Genomic DNA, 17,508 nt, shown 5'->3' with positions numbered 1-17,508 from the left:
AACGGTGCCGGCGACAAGCATCTTATCGCCTATGTGGTCTGTGCGCCCGAGGCCGGCTCGGACGAGGGCGATGGAGGCGGGCTTGCGGGCGCCTTGCGCGCGCACTTGAGTAGCCAGCTGCCGGACTACATGGTGCCGAGTGCGTTCGTGCGGCTGGCGGCGCTTCCGCTGACGGTGAACGGCAAGCTCAATCGGAACGCACTGCCGCCGCCGGCCGATCAGGCCTATGCGCTGGCGGCCTACCAGTCGCCGCAAGGTGCGGTCGAGACGGCGCTGGCGCGGATCTGGGCCGAGCTCCTCGGTGTCGAGCGCATCGGGCGCAACGACCACTTCTTCGAACTGGGCGGCCACTCGCTCTTGGCCGTGCAGATGCTCAGTCGAGCATTGAATCTTGGGCTGAGTTTTAGCGCCGCTGACCTCTTCCGAGCGCCTGTTCTGAAGGAACTTGCATCGAAGATACGTTTGCAGGTGCAGCCCACTAACTCGGCGGTGATTTCCGTCCGACCGTCCGCATCGCAGCCACCGCTCTTCTTTGTCCCCACAGGTTTTGGAGATTGTTCGTATGTCCTCGGTTTGGCGGCGGAAATGGATGCAGACTGCTCGGTCTACGCTCTGCCATGGCCCCCTTTCAATGAGGTTTGTCCACCGACTCTTGAAGCGATGGCCGAGGAGGTGATTCTTGCGATTAAACAGATCCAGCCACGGGGCCCATACCGCCTTGCTGGATACTCATCAGGTGCAATCCTGGCCTATGCAATTGCCGAGCAGTTACTCAGTACCGACCAAGTTGTGTCATTCATGGCGTTCATAGATGTTAGTCTATCTGCAGCTTCTTCAAACGCATCCGGTATCAACTTGACCCGAGAATTTGTTTTGGATCGCTGTGGAATCTTGCGCAATGAGCACCGCGAGGTTTTGGAAAGCTACGCTGAACAATGCTCCATTTCTGAGTTGCTTGAAAAGGCAAAGCAAATAGGAGCGTTACCTCCAGATCACGATCTCCACAGTGACGTTTCGACGTATCAAAGGGTCGCGAAATTTCACCAGGCGTTACAATCGTATCGCATTCCGTCGCTCGCGATTGAAATACATCAGTTCTATGCCACTGAGCCTCTTGATGCACCAAAGCTTGGCTGGGACCTGGTCGTGAATGCGGAGGCCATTCATGCGGTACCGGTTCCAGGTAACCACGCGACAATGGTGAGCAATCCAGAAAACCGCAAAATTCTCGCTCAGGCCATTTCAACGGCGTTAATTGGGACTGTTGAATAGACCCAAAGAACTTTCTCCGAAGGCTCAGGCTCGAACTTATATTGAGCCCCATTCCCGGGACTACGCAGGCATCGCTTTCATGCTGCTGATCGTGTTCGGGACAATTGGCTTTTTCGCGATGCAGACTTATAGGACAGAGTTGCTTTACGCGGGGGCGTTGCTCGTTCAGTTCATTGCCAGCGCCGTTGCGGCAAGAAATTACGGCATCAGATTTGTAAGCACTGTGCTCGCTCTGAAGGCCGCCGAATAGGCCGCGTAGATGGAGGTGAAAATGCCGATGGCGTGGCGAAGATTCGCTTGGTTCGTTAGCTTCGCTACGGCTGTCCAGTGCTCGTTTGGCTCCAAAATCTAAATTATAGTCGGCTATCAGCCCTCGGTCTGTCCGTGACCGTCTGGCTCATTTTGCCCTTCGTGATATCGCAGGTTTGTGCCGCGTTCGGGCTGAGAGGTATGCGGCAGCACGTTCGGTCCGCCAAGGGACCTGCTGAGAAGATCGCCGAAGCAGTCAAAGGACTGCCCCCTAAACAGCATGAAGCGGTAGATAAACGCATCATTGACGAGAGCCTGAAGTAGGATCGCGGGCAAGAGGCCAGGGGGAGAACATGAAAGCTTTGTCGATTCTGACGACAGCAGCCCTGTTCCGCGCCGTTGTTTGGCTGGGGGCAGCTGTCGTGCGGCTCGAAAATTATCACTACGCCAATTTTGTTGGCCTTTGCACGCAGTTCAATATCAAGCACCCCCTAGAACGTATCGAGCGGGAGGCTTGCCTCACACGAACCGAGACCCGCACAAATTGGGCTTGGCATCTCATATATGGCCTAAAAATTCTGTGAGGGGCGGCGATGAAACGTATGATGTTAGTCCTGTTCTGCGCGAGCGTTGCCGCTAACGGGGCAGCCGCGCTCGAAGATGGTCGTGTCGGTCAATACTTTTGTTACGTGGATCACGCGGTGGGTATTCAGATGCGGGATAACGGGCGGACCTTCGCGGGTAAGATCACGTTGCCTGATGATGACATGAAGTTTTTTGTGCGGATCAGCCGAGTTGAACTTGATGCGAGCACCAAAGACATTTGCGCCAAGACAGCGGAGAGCTTCCAAAAAGCATTCGTAGACGGAACGGAGATTAGGCGGCTCAGCGGCAAGCTGTTCGGAGGCGAGACTTTTGCGGATGCTTGCCTTAAACCATTCAAGGCCGAAATCCCTAAAGGCGAGGCGTCGAGGGATGCTTGGACCTTTCGCGGCTGGGGCGCTTATGAGTTCGAAGGCGGCATAACGAATATGTCGTTCACGCTGTACGGCACCAACGAATTCACCTGGCTGTTCCATACGATGATGGGCCTGTTGTCAGGTCGGGCCGATGCGAGCGGATTCAAAACGCAAATTGAGGTTACGGGGGGCCGTTCGCTAGATCGCGAGCACGCTGCATCGTTCAGGAATAAAAGTCTTCACGCTCGGTGCGAACCTGCTCTTGATGCGCTCGGAAACCTTGCGCGCGTGCCATGATGCGTTCGCGCTCAGAGGTGGTTCGATCCACAACAGGCGGTGCGTCGTTCGTCGCAGCTGCCGGTGTCGCCAGCGCTGCGGCTGACATGTCCGTCGACGTTACCGATGACGATGCTCTGCCGGTGCCCCTGGACGGGCCGTCCGATAAGCTCGCTGCGATGATGCGTGTCTTTAGAGATCGGGCTGAAAGCATTGCAGCCGAGACGGGCGACCCTCTCGAAGAGATCGGTTTGGCCTCCAAGGACGTAATGGAGGCTTTGAACGTTGATCGAAAGCGGAGCGGCCTGGACGAGCTTAAAGAACGCACTGCCGTCCCGCGGCTTCTGGCGAAGTTGGTGAAGACCCATGTTGGTTAAATCGGCTGACAATCGTCACACAGAATATAGGCTGTCCGGGTGACGACATGTGTTCGATGGAGAATTGATAATGCCGACCTTTACCGGGAACGTGACCGATCTTGCGGAGCAGATTGCGTATGAGCGACAGGCCTTAGAATTTGTGAGAACGGAGTTATTCGGCCAGACCGAGGCGAGTTCGCAAACTCTTCGTTTGGATTTGTCCAATGCAAAGGATGCGGATGGGTACTATCCATCGGAGTGCGGCATGTTTCCCAGGTATCGCTTAGCGCCCAAGACGTTCATGCCGCGCTCGCGCGGCTACGACCTTTGGCCTTCTCGTCCGCTTTCAAGATGCATGACCTCACTGCCGAATGGATACTTCGGGCCAACGGCTCAACAACCTGGCGGTTTCAACAAAAAATCGCAGATTACAACAGGATGCAGGCCGCAGGTACGTTTGCGCAGCCTCCTGCTCTAGACAACTGGAGCGTAGGCTCTCAAGCTTTCTGGCAGTTATACATAAAGCTTACGCCGTTCCGAAATAGGCTCATTCATGGGAGTAGCTTTTCCCTTGAAGGAGATACGCTGGTCATCACGGATGGGACTTCAACGCTGCGCTTGACGGGTAACGACCAAGGCGCATACATCCGCGCACTATGTTTGATCACCGATCAGCTTGTGGCCAATGCATCGCTAGATGGCATCAATGGGATCGTCGTTCAGAACGATCTCTACGCATTGCAAAGTATTCACGGCATTGGGGGCCTCAGTGCGCAGCAGCTCCGTGTTGTCTCAGTCGAGGTGATTGCCCCCGGGAGAAGTGACGCTAACGGCCTGCCGAGCGCAGATGTCGATTTCGACGCTATTCGGCGACAAGCGGAGCGGACCTTTCCCGCGGGTGCAGGCGTCTTGGCTTACGAGGTGGTAGTCGCGGTCCGCCTGAACCGCGCTGAGATCAAATGGCGCTTTCCGGCGCTCGCTGCCCCCGCGGGTACGAAATGCCTTTCCCAAGGAATTGCAGAACTAGAGCCGTATCGAGTGATCTAAGGGCAACCGTACAAATGACTGTGCAGCCGTCACCGCGCACGGTTGCGTGCACGGTCAGGCTGCACGGTTCGTGCACGGTTGGATGCAGGGTTGTTCTAGAAGACTATCAGACACTTAGTCTGACCGTGCAAGGACCGTGCATCAACCGTGCAGGTCTCTCCCTCCCTATAAGGGAGGGAGACTGCACGAGGGGCTACTATCGAGAAGAGTGGACTTCGTGGTTGGGATCGAAGAGACGACGGTCGCAAATCCGTAACGTCTGAACCTGTCACAGACGGCACTGCTCAGCCGTTACATCAGTAGGAGCGCCGCTATCGCGCTGCCTTCGATCTCTCAGGCCGCTCGGGCAACGGCCTTCCAAAAAGAGCACCCGACCGCATCCCATTGCATCGGATGCACGCTTGCACCCCCGGCCCGCACAACGGCGTGTCGCGTTGGCTCGGTGGGGCAGGCAGTCCCCTCGGATTTCCAACACCGAGCAGCGCTCATCGGCCGTAAGCCTGGCCTACAGATAAGCCTCGTTCGAATTGCGGGGTTGGCACGGACGAAGGTTCGCAGCAGCGCGCTCTATCAGAATTCATTCGGGAAGGTCATCAAAGCGACGCATCTTAGCGACCTTGCCGCGGTCGCGACGAAGAAATCGAACATGACGTTCGAGGACGTGAAGGAGTTCACCAGTACAGCGCGGCGGCTGCGAACGCGGCGGGGGTGTCTCCCGAGGTCAATCTTGCTTGGGCATGGCTCTGCGTCGCGGCGGTATCGTTGGTTCGGAGGCCGACCATGCGGGCCGGGGAATGTGGGCGGGCAGCTTTGTCGTACCTTGGCTGTATCGAACCTGCATCAACCAGGGCGGCAAGCCGGGCGACTGTTCGACGATGCAAATGCCCATCAACCTTAGGGAGAGGCGTGATGCGTACCGGGCGGAATTGCGCTGTCTCTGTCGTTGTCGAGCGTCGCTGCGTTCAAGCTCCGAAAGCAAAACCTTAGCGCGGGAGTGGCGGGTCTCAGTTCCTACAGGCGAACTCTAAGTCGTCTAGATCGCGCGGTTCGTCTTTGACGCCGTCCTTCGCGCTGACAAACTTCATATTCACTCGCGGTGGAACTGCAAAGTCCACATCAAGGAAGGCCGTCCCCAACTTCATGCTGCTCTGAATGCGCTTAGCAGTCACAGCGCTGGAAAGTAGAGCAGAGACCAATACGCCGCTGCTCGGAGCCTTTGCGGCGATAGCGCTCGCTTTCTGCGGGTCGGTGCTGCCGTTCGATTTCAGCCGCAACCGCGCCTTTGGCGGAAGGCCCCACGTCACTTTGAATGTTGTGACCTCATAGCCCATCTGTTCAAGCAGAGGTAAAGCGTCTCCAACCTGCTGGGTAAACGAGTTGAACTCGGCCATTAGTTTGCCGGATGGATCGGACAAGTCAGGAAGTGACAGGTCCGGCATTGACGGCAACGAGACGGATGGCATCGAAGGCATCATCTCCCGTGCGGACTTTGTAATGCTATCTAGCCTGCTAGGAGCGCTGTCTTGAGCCCGAACGGGAATTGCGACAAACACCAAACTGGCCGCATACAAAGCAAATGCTGTGGATACTGTTCGCATTGAAACACCCCGGCCCCTTTTAGGCAGATAGAATAGCAACCTGCGGATGCGCGCAATAGGGCATGCGTCGAAAGTCTTAATGTGAGGGCCTAGGAAAGTGTGGCAGTTGATGTTGACTGGTTTCGTCCTTGTATTGTCGAGCGTCAGCGTGCACGCAGACGACAATGCGCTTATCAACAAAGTCAAATCAACATGGCGAGCGCAGGACGGCGAGACAGCAGAGCAAATCATCGCCAAGGTCGCGAAGGTTGCGCACTTCGTTCCGCGGGGTTGGGAAGTCGGTCAAAAGACCGACATGAGCGAGCCCGTGTTTTTATCATGGGCCAAACACCGGGGCGATAAAGCGGACGACGAATATACGATTACCTGGGAAGTTGCGCCCGATGGAACGATGAAAGTTGAGTCGCCGTACGCAAAGCCGATGGAACTGGGTTGGCAGGCGTTCGCGCTCTCGCTGATTGCAAGCGAGGTTGACGACGGAGAAAAGGACGTAAACCGTCGGTTTCTGCATAATCCCGCTAACTTCAACTTCGTGACGACTGCGCAAGGCAAGCTGGGCGATCTTCTGCGGCGCGGCCGTTGCACTATCGGTGATCCGGTTGGAGTGGAATACTTGCCGAAGGTGGACGAGAAGCAAACCACCAAGGGCGAGCTGTGGCGCGTTCAGGTGTCGGTGAACTGCGATATTCCAGGGCCGCGCTATTTCACGTGCGATGGAATCATCGTCTTCGAGAAGCCCGAAGGGAGAGACTGGGAGCCGCAATCGTTCTTTGCGAACCGGATTGCGACTAATGCCCCTGGCTCTTGGTTCGATCACGCCGACTCGAAAGAGAAAGAAATATTTGACGCGGCTCGAAAGGCCTATGAGGGCGCGGGAATACGTGGCCTGCAATCGCCCTTTCCACGATAGTCAGGAGCCGAGGAGTGACTTGCGAGGCTGTTAGCATATTGCAGTGGGTAGCGGGTGGGTTCGCGGTAGCGAGCGCTGCGCTATGGGTTGCCGCGTCCCTATTTAAGACGCCACCGCCGGCTGTCACCTTTCAAAGCATTGACGAGATCGCAGCGGCCTTAACGCGGCAGGGCAGGTACAACGCCGGGGCTGCAATAGCGGCGGCGGTTGCCGCTGGCATCCAAGGTGTTCTGCTCTTGGCCCCCACCTGCATCCACCCGAGCTGATGAGTTTGAGCGCAGGCGCATCCGTCACTCCAGAAACACTCAGCGCGTTGCGGTTATAGAGTGTAAGTAAACTCGCCGTGCTTTTGTAGAATCTCCACGCCAATAACCCTTATCGCCTCCCAAGCCTGTTCGCTCAGTTCGTAGATTCTTGCTGGATCAATTTCAATCTTCTTGCCGAAGACCTTGTCTCCGTCAGGCGTGCCCTTTCCGTGTACCCAGGTTTGAGTGTTTGAGTGAAATCCAACGGCGTCATGAACCAGCTGATTCCGAAAGTCCATAATCTTGTGAATCGTGCCGAGGGCGTCGCCTAGACCCGTTGCCTTGATATCGATTCCCTTTGCGATTGCTGCCTCTTTTAGTAGGGCGGCCTTCGCGCCACCGGCGGTCTTGTTCAGAAGAAAATGCGCTTGGTTTGACGGGACTGAAGTCAGAACGGCCAGCGCCTGAATCATCGTTGCCTCGATCATTCCGAGGTCTAAGATAAAATGTCCAATTGCCTGTTCGAGTTGCTGGCGTTGAGGGGCGATCGGCTTCGTTGTTAAGTCCACGGTGCTTTGCCTCCAAAAGACCTTACGCGGCCTGTTGAGCGTTAGCGGATATAGCATCAACGGCCTGCCGCTTCTCAGTCTGCATGTCGTAGCGATCATAGGTCTTTCCGCTGCCGACGATGGCCGAGAAGCGGCCCGTGTCGATGCTCTGGAGAGCGAGGTCGACGATCTCAAGGCCCGCAACGTCGATGCCGATGCGCGCATCGCGCGGCTGACGCAGATCCTGAAGGCCTTTGACCGCACCCAATTCGCCCGACGATCGGAGAAGCTCGGCTCTGGGCGCATCGATGACGAACAGTAGGCCTTCCTTCGAGGAGATCGAGACCGGCATTGCTGCGATCAGGGCACAGGTCAACAAGGGCCGCGAGCATGCGGATGCCCTCACGCGCGTACGAAACAATCATCGCTCTGCGGCGAAGGAAGCCTCCGCCAGTCGCAAGAAGTTCGAAAGCAGCCTGTGTCCGTCTGGAGTGAGTATCGATTCCGGGTGAAACTGCACGCCGTAGGTGGGGTGATCACGATGTGCGAGAGCCATGATCTCGGCATCGTCTGAGCGCGCCGTCACCATCAGAGGAGATCGGGAGGAGTCATCGAGCTCGACAACCAGAGAATGGTAGCGCCCAACACGGAGCGGAAGCGGGAGTGCCTTGAATAGACCTTTGCCGTCATGAGTGATGTGCGAGGCCTGGCCGTGCATGGGGCGACGTGCGCGTACGATTCCCCCGCCAAAAGCGCTCCCGATGCATTGGTGTCCAAGGCAGATGCCGAGAATAGGGACAAGACCGGAGAGCTCGCGAACAACGGTCCTCGAGATTCCGGCCTCCGTTGGCGTGCATGGCCCCGGCGAGATGACTACCGCTCGCGGTTTGAGACCGACGAGATCGCTGATGGCAATCGCATCGTTCCGGATTACCTCTGGCGATTCTCCAAGTTGTCGGAAGTGGCGAGCGATATTGAAAACGAAGGAATCGTAGTTGTCGATGATCGCAATCATGGCAGAGCGTCTGCTCCTCCACGAAAGGCGTCAAAGATGCGTTGCGCCTTTGCGAGCGTCTCCTCGTACTCAGTGCTTGGATCTGACATCGCCGTGATCCCGCCGCCAGCATGAAAGACCGCAAGATCATCATCGATCGTTACCGTTCGGATCGCGATATTTGTGTCCATCCGCCCGCTGAAGCAAATGAAGCCGATCGCACCGCAATAGACTTCACGTGCGATACGTTCTACATCGGCGATGATTTCCATCGACCGTACTTTCGGCGCTCCGGTAACCGAGCCGCCGGGGAAGCAGGCGCGTAGCAGGGAGATGGCATCGTAATCCTCAGCGAGTTTGCCGCTGACGACCGAAACCAGGTGGTGCACCGAAGCATAGGATTCGAGCCCGCATAGCACGGGAACCTCGACAGAGTGCGCGGTGCAAACGCGCGACAGGTCGTTGCGAAGGAGATCCACGATCATGACGTTCTCGGCACGGTCTTTCTCGCTCGCAAGAAGAAGGTCAGCGCGTCGCCGATCATCCTGCGGATCGGCGGAGCGCCTTATCGTGCCCTTGATCGGGCGCGTCTCAACGTATCGACCATCCAGCTTGAGAAACCGTTCCGGCGAGCTGGATGCTATAGTCCGCGTGCCGTAGCGCAGCAGCGCGGCAAACGGTGCCGGGTTCAACAGGCGAAGGCGGGAATAGAAGGCGAGCGGATCGGGTGGACTCGAAAATCTGGTGCTGAAGCGTTGCGCAATGTTTGCCTGGAAGATGTCTCCAGCGAGTATTAGATCAATCACACGCTGGACGGTTGCGACATAGGCATCGCGGCTGAAGTTCGACTGCCATGAGCTCGCCGTGGTGGGACAGCAACTCTGTTGCAAAGGTGCAAATGTAAGCAACGCCGCTAGTTCATCCGCTCGCTGGCGAGCGCGCCTGCTGCGACGCGTGGCGTCCTGTTCCGGCCATCCTGTCGAAACGATCCAGCACCGTTTGTCGGAATGGTCGTAGGCGAGGACCACGTCGTAGAAATTGAGAATCGATTGCGGAAATCCTTGTCCCCGCGCTGCAGGAGACGGCAGCTGTTCCAGTGTCGTGTTTAGATCGTAAGAGAGGAAGCCGGCCACTCCGCCCTGGAACGGCGGGAGATCGCGGCGATGCTGCTGCCGGTAATTGGACAGGAGTGCGCGGAGAACGTCCCATGGATCGCCGTCGAGAGGCTCACCGTTGTAGCTTGCCTGTCCGTCCTCGATTGCGTAGGTGCTGAATGGATCGCAAGTCAGATATGAATAGCGTCCGAGCACAGCGTCCTTTGCAGCGCTGTCCAGAAACGTGAGGTGTGGCCGATCCGCGAGGCATCGCATTGCCGTGGTCGGCTCGATCCAGGGCAGCTCTATGACATGCATCGGGCTTACGATGCGACATCAGCCAAACTATAGTCCGCTGCGAAGCGCAGCTCCCTGAGGGGGCGCACCCGCCTGATCGATTCGTGATAGAGATCGTGCGCTTTATATGCTGCGAGCTCCGCCTCATTGTCGAACTCACCGTAAACCACGATGTCGATGTCATTCCGGAGCTGGTCAGTCTTGCGGTTGCGAGCGACCTCAAGTCTGCGCGCATGCGGGATTGTGGTGAGAATCGACAAACCATCGATTATCTGGTCGATATGGGCTTTGCTGTTCGCGGTGAAGAAGACGATGTGACGAATCATGGCGGCTCTGCGGTGTGCGATGAGGTTGCCCTGCGATCTATACGGGCCTCGAAATGGCTGTCTACCCCCTAAGCATGATGTCGGACGGCCGGCATAGATCCGATCGGTTACTTGTATGACTGTTTCTACTTAGCTTGCGGGACTCTAACGATTGGATGGGAAGTTCTCGCATGATGATCGCGGGTCCATTGCAGGTTCTATGTCGTCCGGCTCCTAGTTTTGAGAAATATCGTTCCTTTCCTCTCTCTTGGTTGATAGATTTATCCCCTGCTCCATATGAGAGTGTCGGCTTTTGGCCGCGAGCCAAACTCAATGGAGTCGTCAGATGAGAAAGCGCTGGCCGCAAGGCTGCGTGACACCCACCTTACAGGGGCAAATCTTCACTCCACGGCTCGATGACGCTCGATCCGGGATCAGTGCCATCAGGCCGGGAGTCGGCCGATGGTATTTTGGAGAGCTTGAACAAGAGTTCCGGGTCTTCGACCTATGTAATTTTGGGCGCGGCTCATTATGTCATCAGCCGGTAATGAAGCGGGTCCGCCGGATCGGCGCCGCGCGACGACAGAACCTGGGCCTTGATGGCGCCGTCCGCTTTCGACGCGAAGGGTGTGGCTTAGGATCACATCAGCGACGGCCTCTAAAGCGTCATCCGCCGCGTCGCAGGCAGCTTCGGCCGCGTTAGGGTCGGTGTCGGCAGTTTGATCTGCGAGAGCGTAGATGCGCCGCTTCTCGCTGGCCGTGACCTGTTACTGTTTCCAAAGCTGGTCGATCGGCGTCAGCTTCCTTAGGGAGCGCGCCCAAGGTCCGATGATGATATTTGTCCACTCAGCTTGCTGCATTGTTCATCCCAATGTTGCGAGTTGACTATTTCAGCGTGGATACGGTGATGGGCTTGCCCTCAAGGCTCACCACGATCTCGGCCTTAATGACCGCCGCCGTCTCCAAAAGGCGAGCTCGTTCTTCCGGTGTCAATTTGCTATCTGTCATTTCTTCTCCCTACACGCACTACGCGCATCTGCGAACCCGACGATGGGCTTCAAAGGTTTGCTAGATCGTAAACCTTCGCCGCACCTTTGATGCTTTGGCGTGCCCGCATTTTTGGGCGATGTCGCCGACACTCCAAATACCTAGCAGCAGATCTTTCCTGGATACGCTGGTGACGCGCTCGACAACATTCGCGCGAGAGGTTGAACCACGGGTAAGCGTGACAACCCCGTCTGGTCAAGCTGAATGGATACGGCGATCAGCGCTCACCGACCCGTTGCAGGATGCGGAGCGCCGGCCTGCGATTGACGGCAGCGACGCGATAGCGGCCGCCATTGTGCGTTCTAAGAAGCGAGGCCCGGCAATGGAGGCAAACCCAGCCGGATCTCGCAGCCGCCAACTACGCGGGGTAATTAACGAAGAGCAAAGTGACCTCGGCCTTTGCGCAACCCTCGATCCACGTGCCGATTTTCGTCATAGAGGTGGATAATTTCGTCGGAAACTTCCGTCTCTCCCTCCGCGGTAGGCGATGTGGGCCTTCCTCGGAAGCAACGCGACCAACAGGGCGCGCGAGCTCGCCAGAGCCGCGCCACTTCGCGCAGAAAACGGCGGGCGATGAGCTATCAACGCTGATTGTCGTCATAGTTGCGGTGCTAGCCATTCGCCAATCCGCTTCGGGCGTGCGATGGTAAGGGCTTTCGCGATGCGGCGGCGGTTGTCGCTCCCGCCACGGTCGCCGGCAGCAACTCTGTGCCGCCCGCGGCTTCGCTGCGCGCCCATACCTCGAGGTGACCATCCTCAACGAGCGGACCCGAGTACTGCAAATAATTTGAGGGTCCTAATGCCATTCGTCTATCGCCCTATGCTCAAGACGAAAACCGGAGAGGCCACGGCTCTCCTGTAGCTGGCGCCGGCTCAGAGAGACAGGATCGAACCCGTCTTCCATGTCGGGGAGAAGCCGCCGGCGACTTTTGTGGCACGCATGGCGGCCGCCTGGTCCAGCCGGAGGTGCTTCCTGGACGGGGCTTTCAACTTCAACGTCACAGGCGGACCGCAGAACTTCAATAGGATACTCCGGGCATTGGTTGCGGCCGGGGTACAGGTCATTCCCGTTATCGAGATCGGGGCTGTCGGTGCTTACAATCAGGCGGCGCGCTCTCAAATCGGTCGCGGCGGTCCGGGCGCAATGTTGAAATGCACGCCAAGCCAACTTCCGGGAGCAATCGGATACATGCAACAGCAGCTGCAGCTCGCGCCTTCCGACGTCGATCTCCTGGTCGACGCGGGCCACGTAGCCGAGTTCGATCCAACATCTTTCGGCGGCTAACTTGGCAGCATCTTGCAAGCGAACGCTAGGGGCATGTCCTGGAGGTCCGTTACGCTGGCGAGCTCGTCAGCTCCGAAAGATTTCGGCCAGCTCGGACCGGGCCTGACGATAGTGCCGCGAATAGACTGGCTGACCTGGCGCCAGCTGCCGCAAAGCGATCGACCTATCGACTACGCCGACTTCGGGATCTCGCATCGAGACCTCACTGAACCGCCAGGGATGGCCATGGCTGCGGCAACAGTGAGCGTGCGCTACACGATCGATGACAACTGGATCATGATCAAAGGAAAGCGCACCACCGGAGCGTCAGGCATTCCAATGTGCGACCAGTACCGGGCGCATGCGCGAACGCTGGTACGAAGGCCAGAGTTCGGTGGACTGCCAGGTTGTTGGGGCGATCAGAGGATATCAACGATCGCAGGCACCCCCAGCGTGAGCGCAGGCGGAAGGCTTCAATGGGTCGAGATCAATGCCAATCGCCACTTCGCTTTTGTCGTTGACCGACTTCCTTAACCAACCGGTGCGCTCCTTCAGCGCGCCACGCACCTCAAACCTGAGGAGTTCGAGCGGAAGTTCCAAAGCCAAGCGACGGCACAATTTGTCGGCGGCTGCACTGCGAAACCCCTTCACGAGTCCGTGCCGGTGCAAGATAGCCACGGCCTCTGGCCGCCAAAGCAAACGAGCGACCTGCAGAGCATCAACGCCGGGATTTCCGTAGCTCGGCCGGACTTCCTGCAGAGACACCGCCTGGCCATTGGCCATGGTGGCGATCATCACTCCCCACCATTCAGGGATAAGCGCCGATGCCTTCTTCGAATGATGATCGGCGACAACCAAAGTCACGCGATCGAAAACCTGGCTGTAGAGCTCCTGCTGCGCCGGCAGCCTCGCGAGCGTGTCTCGGGCGCTTTTTATCTCGTAGCCGGAAAGCTCACCATTGATTACCGCAATGTCGACGCGGACCGAGCCAGCCCAAATACCCATCTCCTCGACGATGCGCGTCCGCGCGTCGTCGCGGTGTTGTTGATCGAGATCCCGCCGCAGGGCTTGTCGGACGTCGAAATCTCTCATCTACGGTTCCAATACCGTCCTAGCGCCATGCATTAGCGCACGTAGGACGAGTTTACAACAGGGCCGCTTAACCGACAGTGATTCCGGGTTCCGACAATTGTGCCCGCAGAGACCGTCGTCCACCGAGCTCGTGGTGCGCGAGATCGGGCCGACCCCAGCGCCTTATAGTAGAAATACGGCTTATCGCGACCATCAACGCCGCTGATTGACATGGTTGCGATGTTATCGTTCCTCACGGATCGGGCTGGGGGAGCAACATGGTCAGCGCACTTCGCAATACGGTCATGGCTGTCGCTTTTATCGCAATCGTCAGCGTCAGCGTCTTGTGGGATTTTAACAGCTACATCGCCTGTGGCCTTGCGCTGGTCGCCTCGTTCGCTTCCGGCCTTTGCGTCGAGCGTGCCTTCATCAAGCGGTCTCATCGCGAGATGGCCCGCCTCCACGGCGCGGACTGGCGTTCGGCAAAGGACTAATACCCTAGCCGACGGAGCGCGGAGCCCAGCGCGCCTGTGGACAACGGCCGGAATGCGGTCGCTTCGACGGCTTGCCGCCGATCCGGCGGCGAGGCTGAGCGTTAGCTTCTCTTTGGCGGAGGCGTCAGATGCCCCGACTTCGCAAACGCCGCAGCCGGGTCGAATTCGTGCTGGCTCTCCGCAACTGCGTACGCGAATAGGCGGCTACGGGATCCCGGACTTCTCGATGGGGCGCAGCAGCGTCAGATCGAGAAGATTGCCCGCAAAATCCTAGACCCCCAATCGCTAGCGTCCGTTCCTGTAACGATTGCGCCTAATCGCCGCGCCACGGACCGGCAGATCGCTGGCCGCCACGTCGGAACGCGGGTGCTCGCTTGGCAAGCTGAAAATAGAGCCAGCTTCATCCTCGAAAAACTGGCCGAAGGCTACGACAACAGCGAACTCCGAGATAAACTCGGATTTTCGCTCGCCGACATCCAGAGCGCGCGACAGACCAGAGCAATCGCCGACATGGCGAGGTCGCTGCCGCTCATCTACCGACAACCCAACGCTCCGACGCGATCGCCTGGTGACTGATTGAACTTAGAATTTTTGCGCCTCAATATCTTGGCCGGCCGCTATGCTGACGTAGGCAATACGACCAATGGATCTTCAGAACATTCTTGATCGGAAAATTAAGAGCTTGCCTGCCGGTCCTTTCCAAATCAGACTGAGCGCCGTGATGGCGCACATGACGCCGCCGTAAGGCACTAAAGGCGGGGCAAATCTGAGCCAGACCAAACACTTTTTACGGACGTCGTTTTTCGCTGCAATCAAGCTTTTGAGGGCGGCGTAAAAGAAGCTTACCGAGTACTCGCCGGTAAAGACCCATTACACATTACACCACACAAAATCGCAGAATTCCTCAGCGAAGCTGATTTGCTGAGAAAGAAGTATTAGATCAATTCACGCGTTACCGGACTGAATGGCGCAATCCATCCACACACGACTATACACTCGACTTCGATGAGGACGAAGGCCTTATGGCCATCGTCTCCGTGACGGTGTTTGCGATCGTGCTGTGTGACCAGATCGACGGAAAGCTCGCATTTGATGCTGCCGCAGAGGCCAAAATTTCCCAAAGCAATTTAACGATCGAACAAAACGAACCTCGGCTTGAGGTCGTAGCCGACACCCTCGTCAAATTTACCGGAGAACAAGTAGAAGGTGACACGACCCTTCCACCAGCTGACGCGCCATTATTTTCATGTCGCAGGCACCATAGCAGGATATCTCGCGAGTGAACTGGCTAGCATACCCCGAGTAGATGTAAAACAGAGCCAAACTTTCTCGGAAAGAGAGACCGACATCGTCGTGGAGAGAATGTCAGATACGGCCGTAACCGAGAGAATTATAGTTGAGCTAAAAACTTCATCGACGCGAGGAAAGTCCTTACCTAGACAATTCATCGAACGCAATGCTGTCCAGAAAGCTGCATTTTTCTTACACTTGCCCGATGTGAGCGGTGCGGTTGTGTTCCTTTACTCTGGTAACAAGCGTCACTACAGAGTGTTCGATGCCGCGGGGATCCCGACGGAGAAATTGCGAGTCGTCGCGCCGGCTATAGACACGAAGTCACAAAGACCAGACGACGCGCCTGCTGGTAATTAACCGCCGATGCCTTGTCGGGCAAGTTGGGACGCGGCGATCGCTATCCCAATGCAATGGTCCAATTTAGGCATTCGCCAGATACGGGAGCGACGAAGGGCTAGCCCGAAGCTTCGATCGCAAGCCTTGAAGCTGGGGAATGCGTCTCCAGATCGTAGCAATCTCCAATGAGAGAGAGGTTCTGTTCCAACACTTTTGCGGCAGCTATCCGGCTCTCCTGGTAAACATCCATCTGACTTCGCTTGGTCGAATGTTCAGTATCCGGAATGTCTTGCTCGCCTTCCTCGTAGGCAAGTCCAGACGTCTCTTGCAGCATGATCGTGACCAAGCGCTCCTAACCCGGCACGCAGCTGCGCGAGGGATGCAATTGCTGAAAGGCGAGAGTGTTGCGTAAGAGATACATCAGGGTTCCGTTCACTGTACAGCCGCAACGATCGCAGCGCCGCGTCGCAAGCGGTCATGAACTCAAAGGCCTTTTGTGGTCATGACGCATAGATTTGATGCCAAGAGATGGCGAGATGGCATCATACCCATACATAAGCTGACTTACGTGCAGTTCGTCGATCGCCTTCCTAACGGCCTCTCGCTCCGCCTCCAATGAGAGTGCTGCCTTCACAATCATCGAAACAGCCGCGGCCGCCGATCGCCGCCGTTGTTCTGCCAGTTGACGGTACACGGGTTGAACGGCCAAATAGGCGGCCACCAACGCGGTGAAAGCGGCAATAAGCGTTTGCCACTTGTCCAATCCAGCCCAAAAACTGTCCGCGAATATCGGTCCAGCAATGCCGGTCCAAGCAACGAGAGCGCAACTGAGAAGGATCGACGCGAAGGGGATGAGGTCAGACTATGGTCGGTGCATGCTTATTGCGAATGTTGACGGAGTTTTTTCGCACGCTAACCACAACGGCGCGGTTGTCCATCCCTGCTCGACGAGGCGCTGCCCGTGCCGTTGGCGCTTTTCCCGGCGCGATCTGCATTGATCCGGTCAACGGCCTTGTGGAATGGATCAGCTGCATGGGGCACGCCAACTATACAACCGATGATATGAGGGCACATGGACCGTGCGATCAGCGCATTGACCACCTTGCACTCAACGGCCGATTACGGTTCGATAACCTCGTAAGTACCAATGGGAAAAGGTCAATGAGCCGGCTTCAGAAATTCGTTGAGCAAGGCGGATACGGTGAGCGGACCGGCCGAACAGCTTACGCCTTCAACGCCTCGAATTTGCCCGAGGCGACTAAAGGGCTCGATTGGCGGCCGATCGCTGGTTTTAGCCCCGCCGATGAGGTTTTAGAGGACCCTAATCTAAAGCAGGTCTTTGAGGCGGCGTTGAAGCACGGCTACGCACTAGTCACGCCTGCTTAGTCGGCGACGGTCGCCTGAATAATAGCGGCTGGACGGGAAAGCGAAGGTTGTCGAAGGCCATGGAACTTATTGTCGCTGGCTACGTGAAGGTGCGCGAGCGACGCGCCTTGACGAATTTGCTGGCTCATCGCCCTCAGGTCCTCGGTCGCAAGGCGTGTCACACATCAATCCGCAAAACGCGGTCAAAGCGATCCAGGAAGAATTAGTGTTGATTGAAGCGGGCCTCGAAGAGCTCAAGCCACCGCCCGGCTCACTATCTGAGAACGAGTGGGGCCAGTGAGATAGCCTCAGTTTGGCCGGCTCATTTCGCGTTTGTAACCGGTTGGAAACCAATCTCAGCTACGCTGTATGTCAGCGCCTCGTTACCGGACAGGGCGATACGCATGGGCATGAGGAGCCCGCTCCACGCTTGGTGAGCGGGCTTCTTTTTTGATCGACAGAGATGCGCGTTAACAAGATCACAT

General features: G+C 57.1%; 19 protein-coding genes and 2 pseudogenes. 12 read left to right on the top strand and 9 right to left on the bottom strand.

Annotation, left to right across the window (positions count from 1 at the left end; genetic code table 11):
* The 6 genes from A5906_RS12580 to A5906_RS12555 all read left to right on the top strand — a co-directional run.
* Positions 1-1,272 (top strand): thioesterase domain-containing protein (locus A5906_RS12580; RefSeq protein WP_245326707.1); only part of this gene is annotated, 1,272 nt, incomplete at its 5' end.
* Positions 1,273-1,351: 79 nt separating this feature from the next.
* The gene (locus A5906_RS42525) at positions 1,352-1,522 is read left to right on the top strand and encodes a hypothetical protein (protein ID WP_161495388.1); all 171 of its coding nucleotides are present in this window, start codon (positions 1,352-1,354) and stop codon (positions 1,520-1,522) included.
* Between the two features lie 352 nt (positions 1,523-1,874).
* Complete coding sequence (locus A5906_RS12570; RefSeq protein ID WP_080135503.1) at positions 1,875-2,105, top strand: hypothetical protein; 231 nt, start codon at positions 1,875-1,877, stop codon at positions 2,103-2,105.
* A gap of 9 nt (positions 2,106-2,114) precedes the next feature.
* The gene (locus A5906_RS12565) at positions 2,115-2,777 is read left to right on the top strand and encodes a hypothetical protein (protein WP_080135502.1); all 663 of its coding nucleotides are present in this window, start codon (positions 2,115-2,117) and stop codon (positions 2,775-2,777) included.
* Positions 2,778-2,863: 86 nt separating this feature from the next.
* Complete coding sequence (locus A5906_RS12560; protein WP_136615178.1) at positions 2,864-3,133, top strand: hypothetical protein; 270 nt, start codon at positions 2,864-2,866, stop codon at positions 3,131-3,133.
* 333 nt (positions 3,134-3,466) lie between these two features.
* Positions 3,467-4,162 (top strand): hypothetical protein, encoded by a 696-nt coding sequence (locus A5906_RS12555; protein ID WP_136615177.1) that lies wholly within the window; start codon positions 3,467-3,469, stop codon positions 4,160-4,162.
* Between the two features lie 1,004 nt (positions 4,163-5,166).
* Here A5906_RS12555 and A5906_RS12550 read toward each other — a convergent pair.
* Positions 5,167-5,625 carry a hypothetical protein gene (locus A5906_RS12550; protein WP_136615176.1) on the bottom strand — a complete coding sequence of 153 codons (459 nt, stop codon included), beginning with the start codon at positions 5,623-5,625 and terminating at the stop codon, positions 5,167-5,169.
* 244 nt (positions 5,626-5,869) lie between these two features.
* Between A5906_RS12550 and A5906_RS12545 the strand changes: the two genes are divergently transcribed.
* Complete coding sequence (locus A5906_RS12545; protein ID WP_080135533.1) at positions 5,870-6,670, top strand: nodulate formation efficiency C protein; 801 nt, start codon at positions 5,870-5,872, stop codon at positions 6,668-6,670.
* A gap of 319 nt (positions 6,671-6,989) precedes the next feature.
* On the opposite strand, the gene A5906_RS12535 is transcribed toward A5906_RS12545, so the two are convergent.
* A complete protein-coding gene (locus A5906_RS12535) occupies positions 6,990-7,484 on the bottom strand; it encodes a hypothetical protein (RefSeq protein ID WP_136615175.1) in 495 nt (164 codons plus the stop codon).
* A 127-nt stretch (positions 7,485-7,611) separates the two neighbouring features.
* On the opposite strand from A5906_RS12535, the pseudogene A5906_RS12530 reads away from it, so the two are divergent.
* Positions 7,612-7,864 (top strand): annotated as a pseudogene (locus A5906_RS12530) (IS66 family transposase); the annotation flags it as partial.
* Positions 7,865-7,884: 20 nt separating this feature from the next.
* Here the strand turns inward: A5906_RS12530 and A5906_RS12525 are convergent.
* The 4 genes from A5906_RS12525 to A5906_RS45965 form a co-directional block, all read right to left on the bottom strand.
* Entirely contained in the window at positions 7,885-8,478 is a 594-nt protein-coding gene (locus A5906_RS12525; protein ID WP_080135496.1) for an anthranilate synthase component II, read from the bottom strand.
* On the bottom strand, positions 8,475-9,869 hold the full coding sequence (gene pabB, locus A5906_RS12520; protein ID WP_080135495.1) for an aminodeoxychorismate synthase component I: 1,395 nt from the start codon (positions 9,867-9,869) through the stop codon (positions 8,475-8,477). The genes A5906_RS12525 and pabB overlap by 4 nt, the downstream gene beginning before the upstream one ends.
* A 5-nt stretch (positions 9,870-9,874) precedes the next feature.
* Positions 9,875-10,174 carry a Dabb family protein gene (locus A5906_RS12515; protein ID WP_080135494.1) on the bottom strand — a complete coding sequence of 100 codons (300 nt, stop codon included), beginning with the start codon at positions 10,172-10,174 and terminating at the stop codon, positions 9,875-9,877.
* 864 nt (positions 10,175-11,038) lie between these two features.
* A complete protein-coding gene (locus A5906_RS45965) occupies positions 11,039-11,161 on the bottom strand; it encodes a hypothetical protein (protein ID WP_283807686.1) in 123 nt (40 codons plus the stop codon).
* Between the two features lie 901 nt (positions 11,162-12,062).
* On the opposite strand from A5906_RS45965, the pseudogene A5906_RS44295 reads away from it, so the two are divergent.
* Positions 12,063-12,998, top strand: a pseudogene (locus A5906_RS44295) (beta family protein).
* Here the strand turns inward: A5906_RS44295 and A5906_RS41345 are convergent.
* Positions 12,894-13,556, bottom strand: coding sequence for a sce7726 family protein (locus tag A5906_RS41345; RefSeq protein WP_136615174.1), 663 nt, complete (start codon positions 13,554-13,556; stop codon positions 12,894-12,896). The pseudogene A5906_RS44295 and the gene A5906_RS41345 sit on opposite strands and share 105 nt — an antisense overlap.
* 284 nt (positions 13,557-13,840) lie before the next feature.
* Here A5906_RS41345 and A5906_RS12495 point away from each other — a divergent pair, with 284 nt between their 5' ends.
* On the top strand, positions 13,841-14,029 hold the full coding sequence (locus A5906_RS12495; RefSeq protein WP_245326706.1) for a hypothetical protein: 189 nt from the start codon (positions 13,841-13,843) through the stop codon (positions 14,027-14,029).
* Positions 14,030-14,314: 285 nt separating this feature from the next.
* Here A5906_RS12495 and A5906_RS41340 read toward each other — a convergent pair whose 3' ends face one another.
* Positions 14,315-14,572 (bottom strand): hypothetical protein, encoded by a 258-nt coding sequence (locus A5906_RS41340; protein ID WP_136615173.1) that lies wholly within the window; start codon positions 14,570-14,572, stop codon positions 14,315-14,317.
* A gap of 479 nt (positions 14,573-15,051) precedes the next feature.
* Between A5906_RS41340 and A5906_RS41335 the strand changes: the two genes are divergently transcribed.
* Entirely contained in the window at positions 15,052-15,312 is a 261-nt protein-coding gene (locus tag A5906_RS41335) for a hypothetical protein (RefSeq protein WP_136615172.1), read from the top strand.
* A gap of 464 nt (positions 15,313-15,776) precedes the next feature.
* On the opposite strand, the gene A5906_RS41330 is transcribed toward A5906_RS41335, so the two are convergent.
* Positions 15,777-16,004: a hypothetical protein gene (locus tag A5906_RS41330; RefSeq protein ID WP_136615171.1), complete on the bottom strand. Its 228-nt coding sequence runs from the start codon at positions 16,002-16,004 to the stop codon at positions 15,777-15,779.
* A gap of 815 nt (positions 16,005-16,819) precedes the next feature.
* Here A5906_RS41330 and A5906_RS41325 point away from each other — a divergent pair.
* On the top strand, positions 16,820-17,044 hold the full coding sequence (locus tag A5906_RS41325) for a hypothetical protein (RefSeq protein ID WP_136615170.1): 225 nt from the start codon (positions 16,820-16,822) through the stop codon (positions 17,042-17,044).
* The last annotated feature ends 464 nt before the right edge of the window (positions 17,045-17,508 follow it).

This window comes from Bradyrhizobium sacchari, assembly GCF_002068095.1.
Lineage (GTDB): Bacteria > Pseudomonadota > Alphaproteobacteria > Rhizobiales > Xanthobacteraceae > Bradyrhizobium > Bradyrhizobium sacchari.
The sequence above is the reverse complement of the archived record's forward strand: the minus strand, read 5'-3'. Positions and strand labels throughout refer to the sequence as shown.

Bases quoted from the DNA above. Each gene is read 5' to 3' on its own strand.
- A5906_RS12565 (WP_080135502.1), top strand. From the start codon at position 2,115: ATGAAACGTATGATGTTAGTCCTGTTCTGCGCGAGCGTTGCCGCTAAC.
- A5906_RS12555 (WP_136615177.1), top strand. From the start codon at position 3,467: ATGCATGACCTCACTGCCGAATGGATACTTCGGGCCAACGGCTCAACA.
- A5906_RS12570 (WP_080135503.1), top strand. From the start codon at position 1,875: ATGAAAGCTTTGTCGATTCTGACGACAGCAGCCCTGTTCCGCGCCGTT.
- A5906_RS12495 (WP_245326706.1), top strand. From the start codon at position 13,841: ATGGCTGTCGCTTTTATCGCAATCGTCAGCGTCAGCGTCTTGTGGGAT.
- A5906_RS12525 (WP_080135496.1), bottom strand. From the start codon at position 8,478: ATGATTGCGATCATCGACAACTACGATTCCTTCGTTTTCAATATCGCT.
- A5906_RS12545 (WP_080135533.1), top strand. From the start codon at position 5,870: ATGTTGACTGGTTTCGTCCTTGTATTGTCGAGCGTCAGCGTGCACGCA.
- A5906_RS41335 (WP_136615172.1), top strand. From the start codon at position 15,052: ATGGCCATCGTCTCCGTGACGGTGTTTGCGATCGTGCTGTGTGACCAG.
- A5906_RS42525 (WP_161495388.1), top strand. From the start codon at position 1,352: ATGCTGCTGATCGTGTTCGGGACAATTGGCTTTTTCGCGATGCAGACT.
- pabB (WP_080135495.1), bottom strand. From the start codon at position 9,869: ATGCATGTCATAGAGCTGCCCTGGATCGAGCCGACCACGGCAATGCGA.
- A5906_RS41345 (WP_136615174.1), bottom strand. From the start codon at position 13,556: ATGAGAGATTTCGACGTCCGACAAGCCCTGCGGCGGGATCTCGATCAA.
- A5906_RS12550 (WP_136615176.1), bottom strand. From the start codon at position 5,625: ATGCCATCCGTCTCGTTGCCGTCAATGCCGGACCTGTCACTTCCTGAC.
- A5906_RS12560 (WP_136615178.1), top strand. From the start codon at position 2,864: ATGTCCGTCGACGTTACCGATGACGATGCTCTGCCGGTGCCCCTGGAC.
- A5906_RS41325 (WP_136615170.1), top strand. From the start codon at position 16,820: ATGAGCCGGCTTCAGAAATTCGTTGAGCAAGGCGGATACGGTGAGCGG.
- A5906_RS45965 (WP_283807686.1), bottom strand. From the start codon at position 11,161: ATGACAGATAGCAAATTGACACCGGAAGAACGAGCTCGCCTTTTGGAG.
- A5906_RS12515 (WP_080135494.1), bottom strand. From the start codon at position 10,174: ATGATTCGTCACATCGTCTTCTTCACCGCGAACAGCAAAGCCCATATC.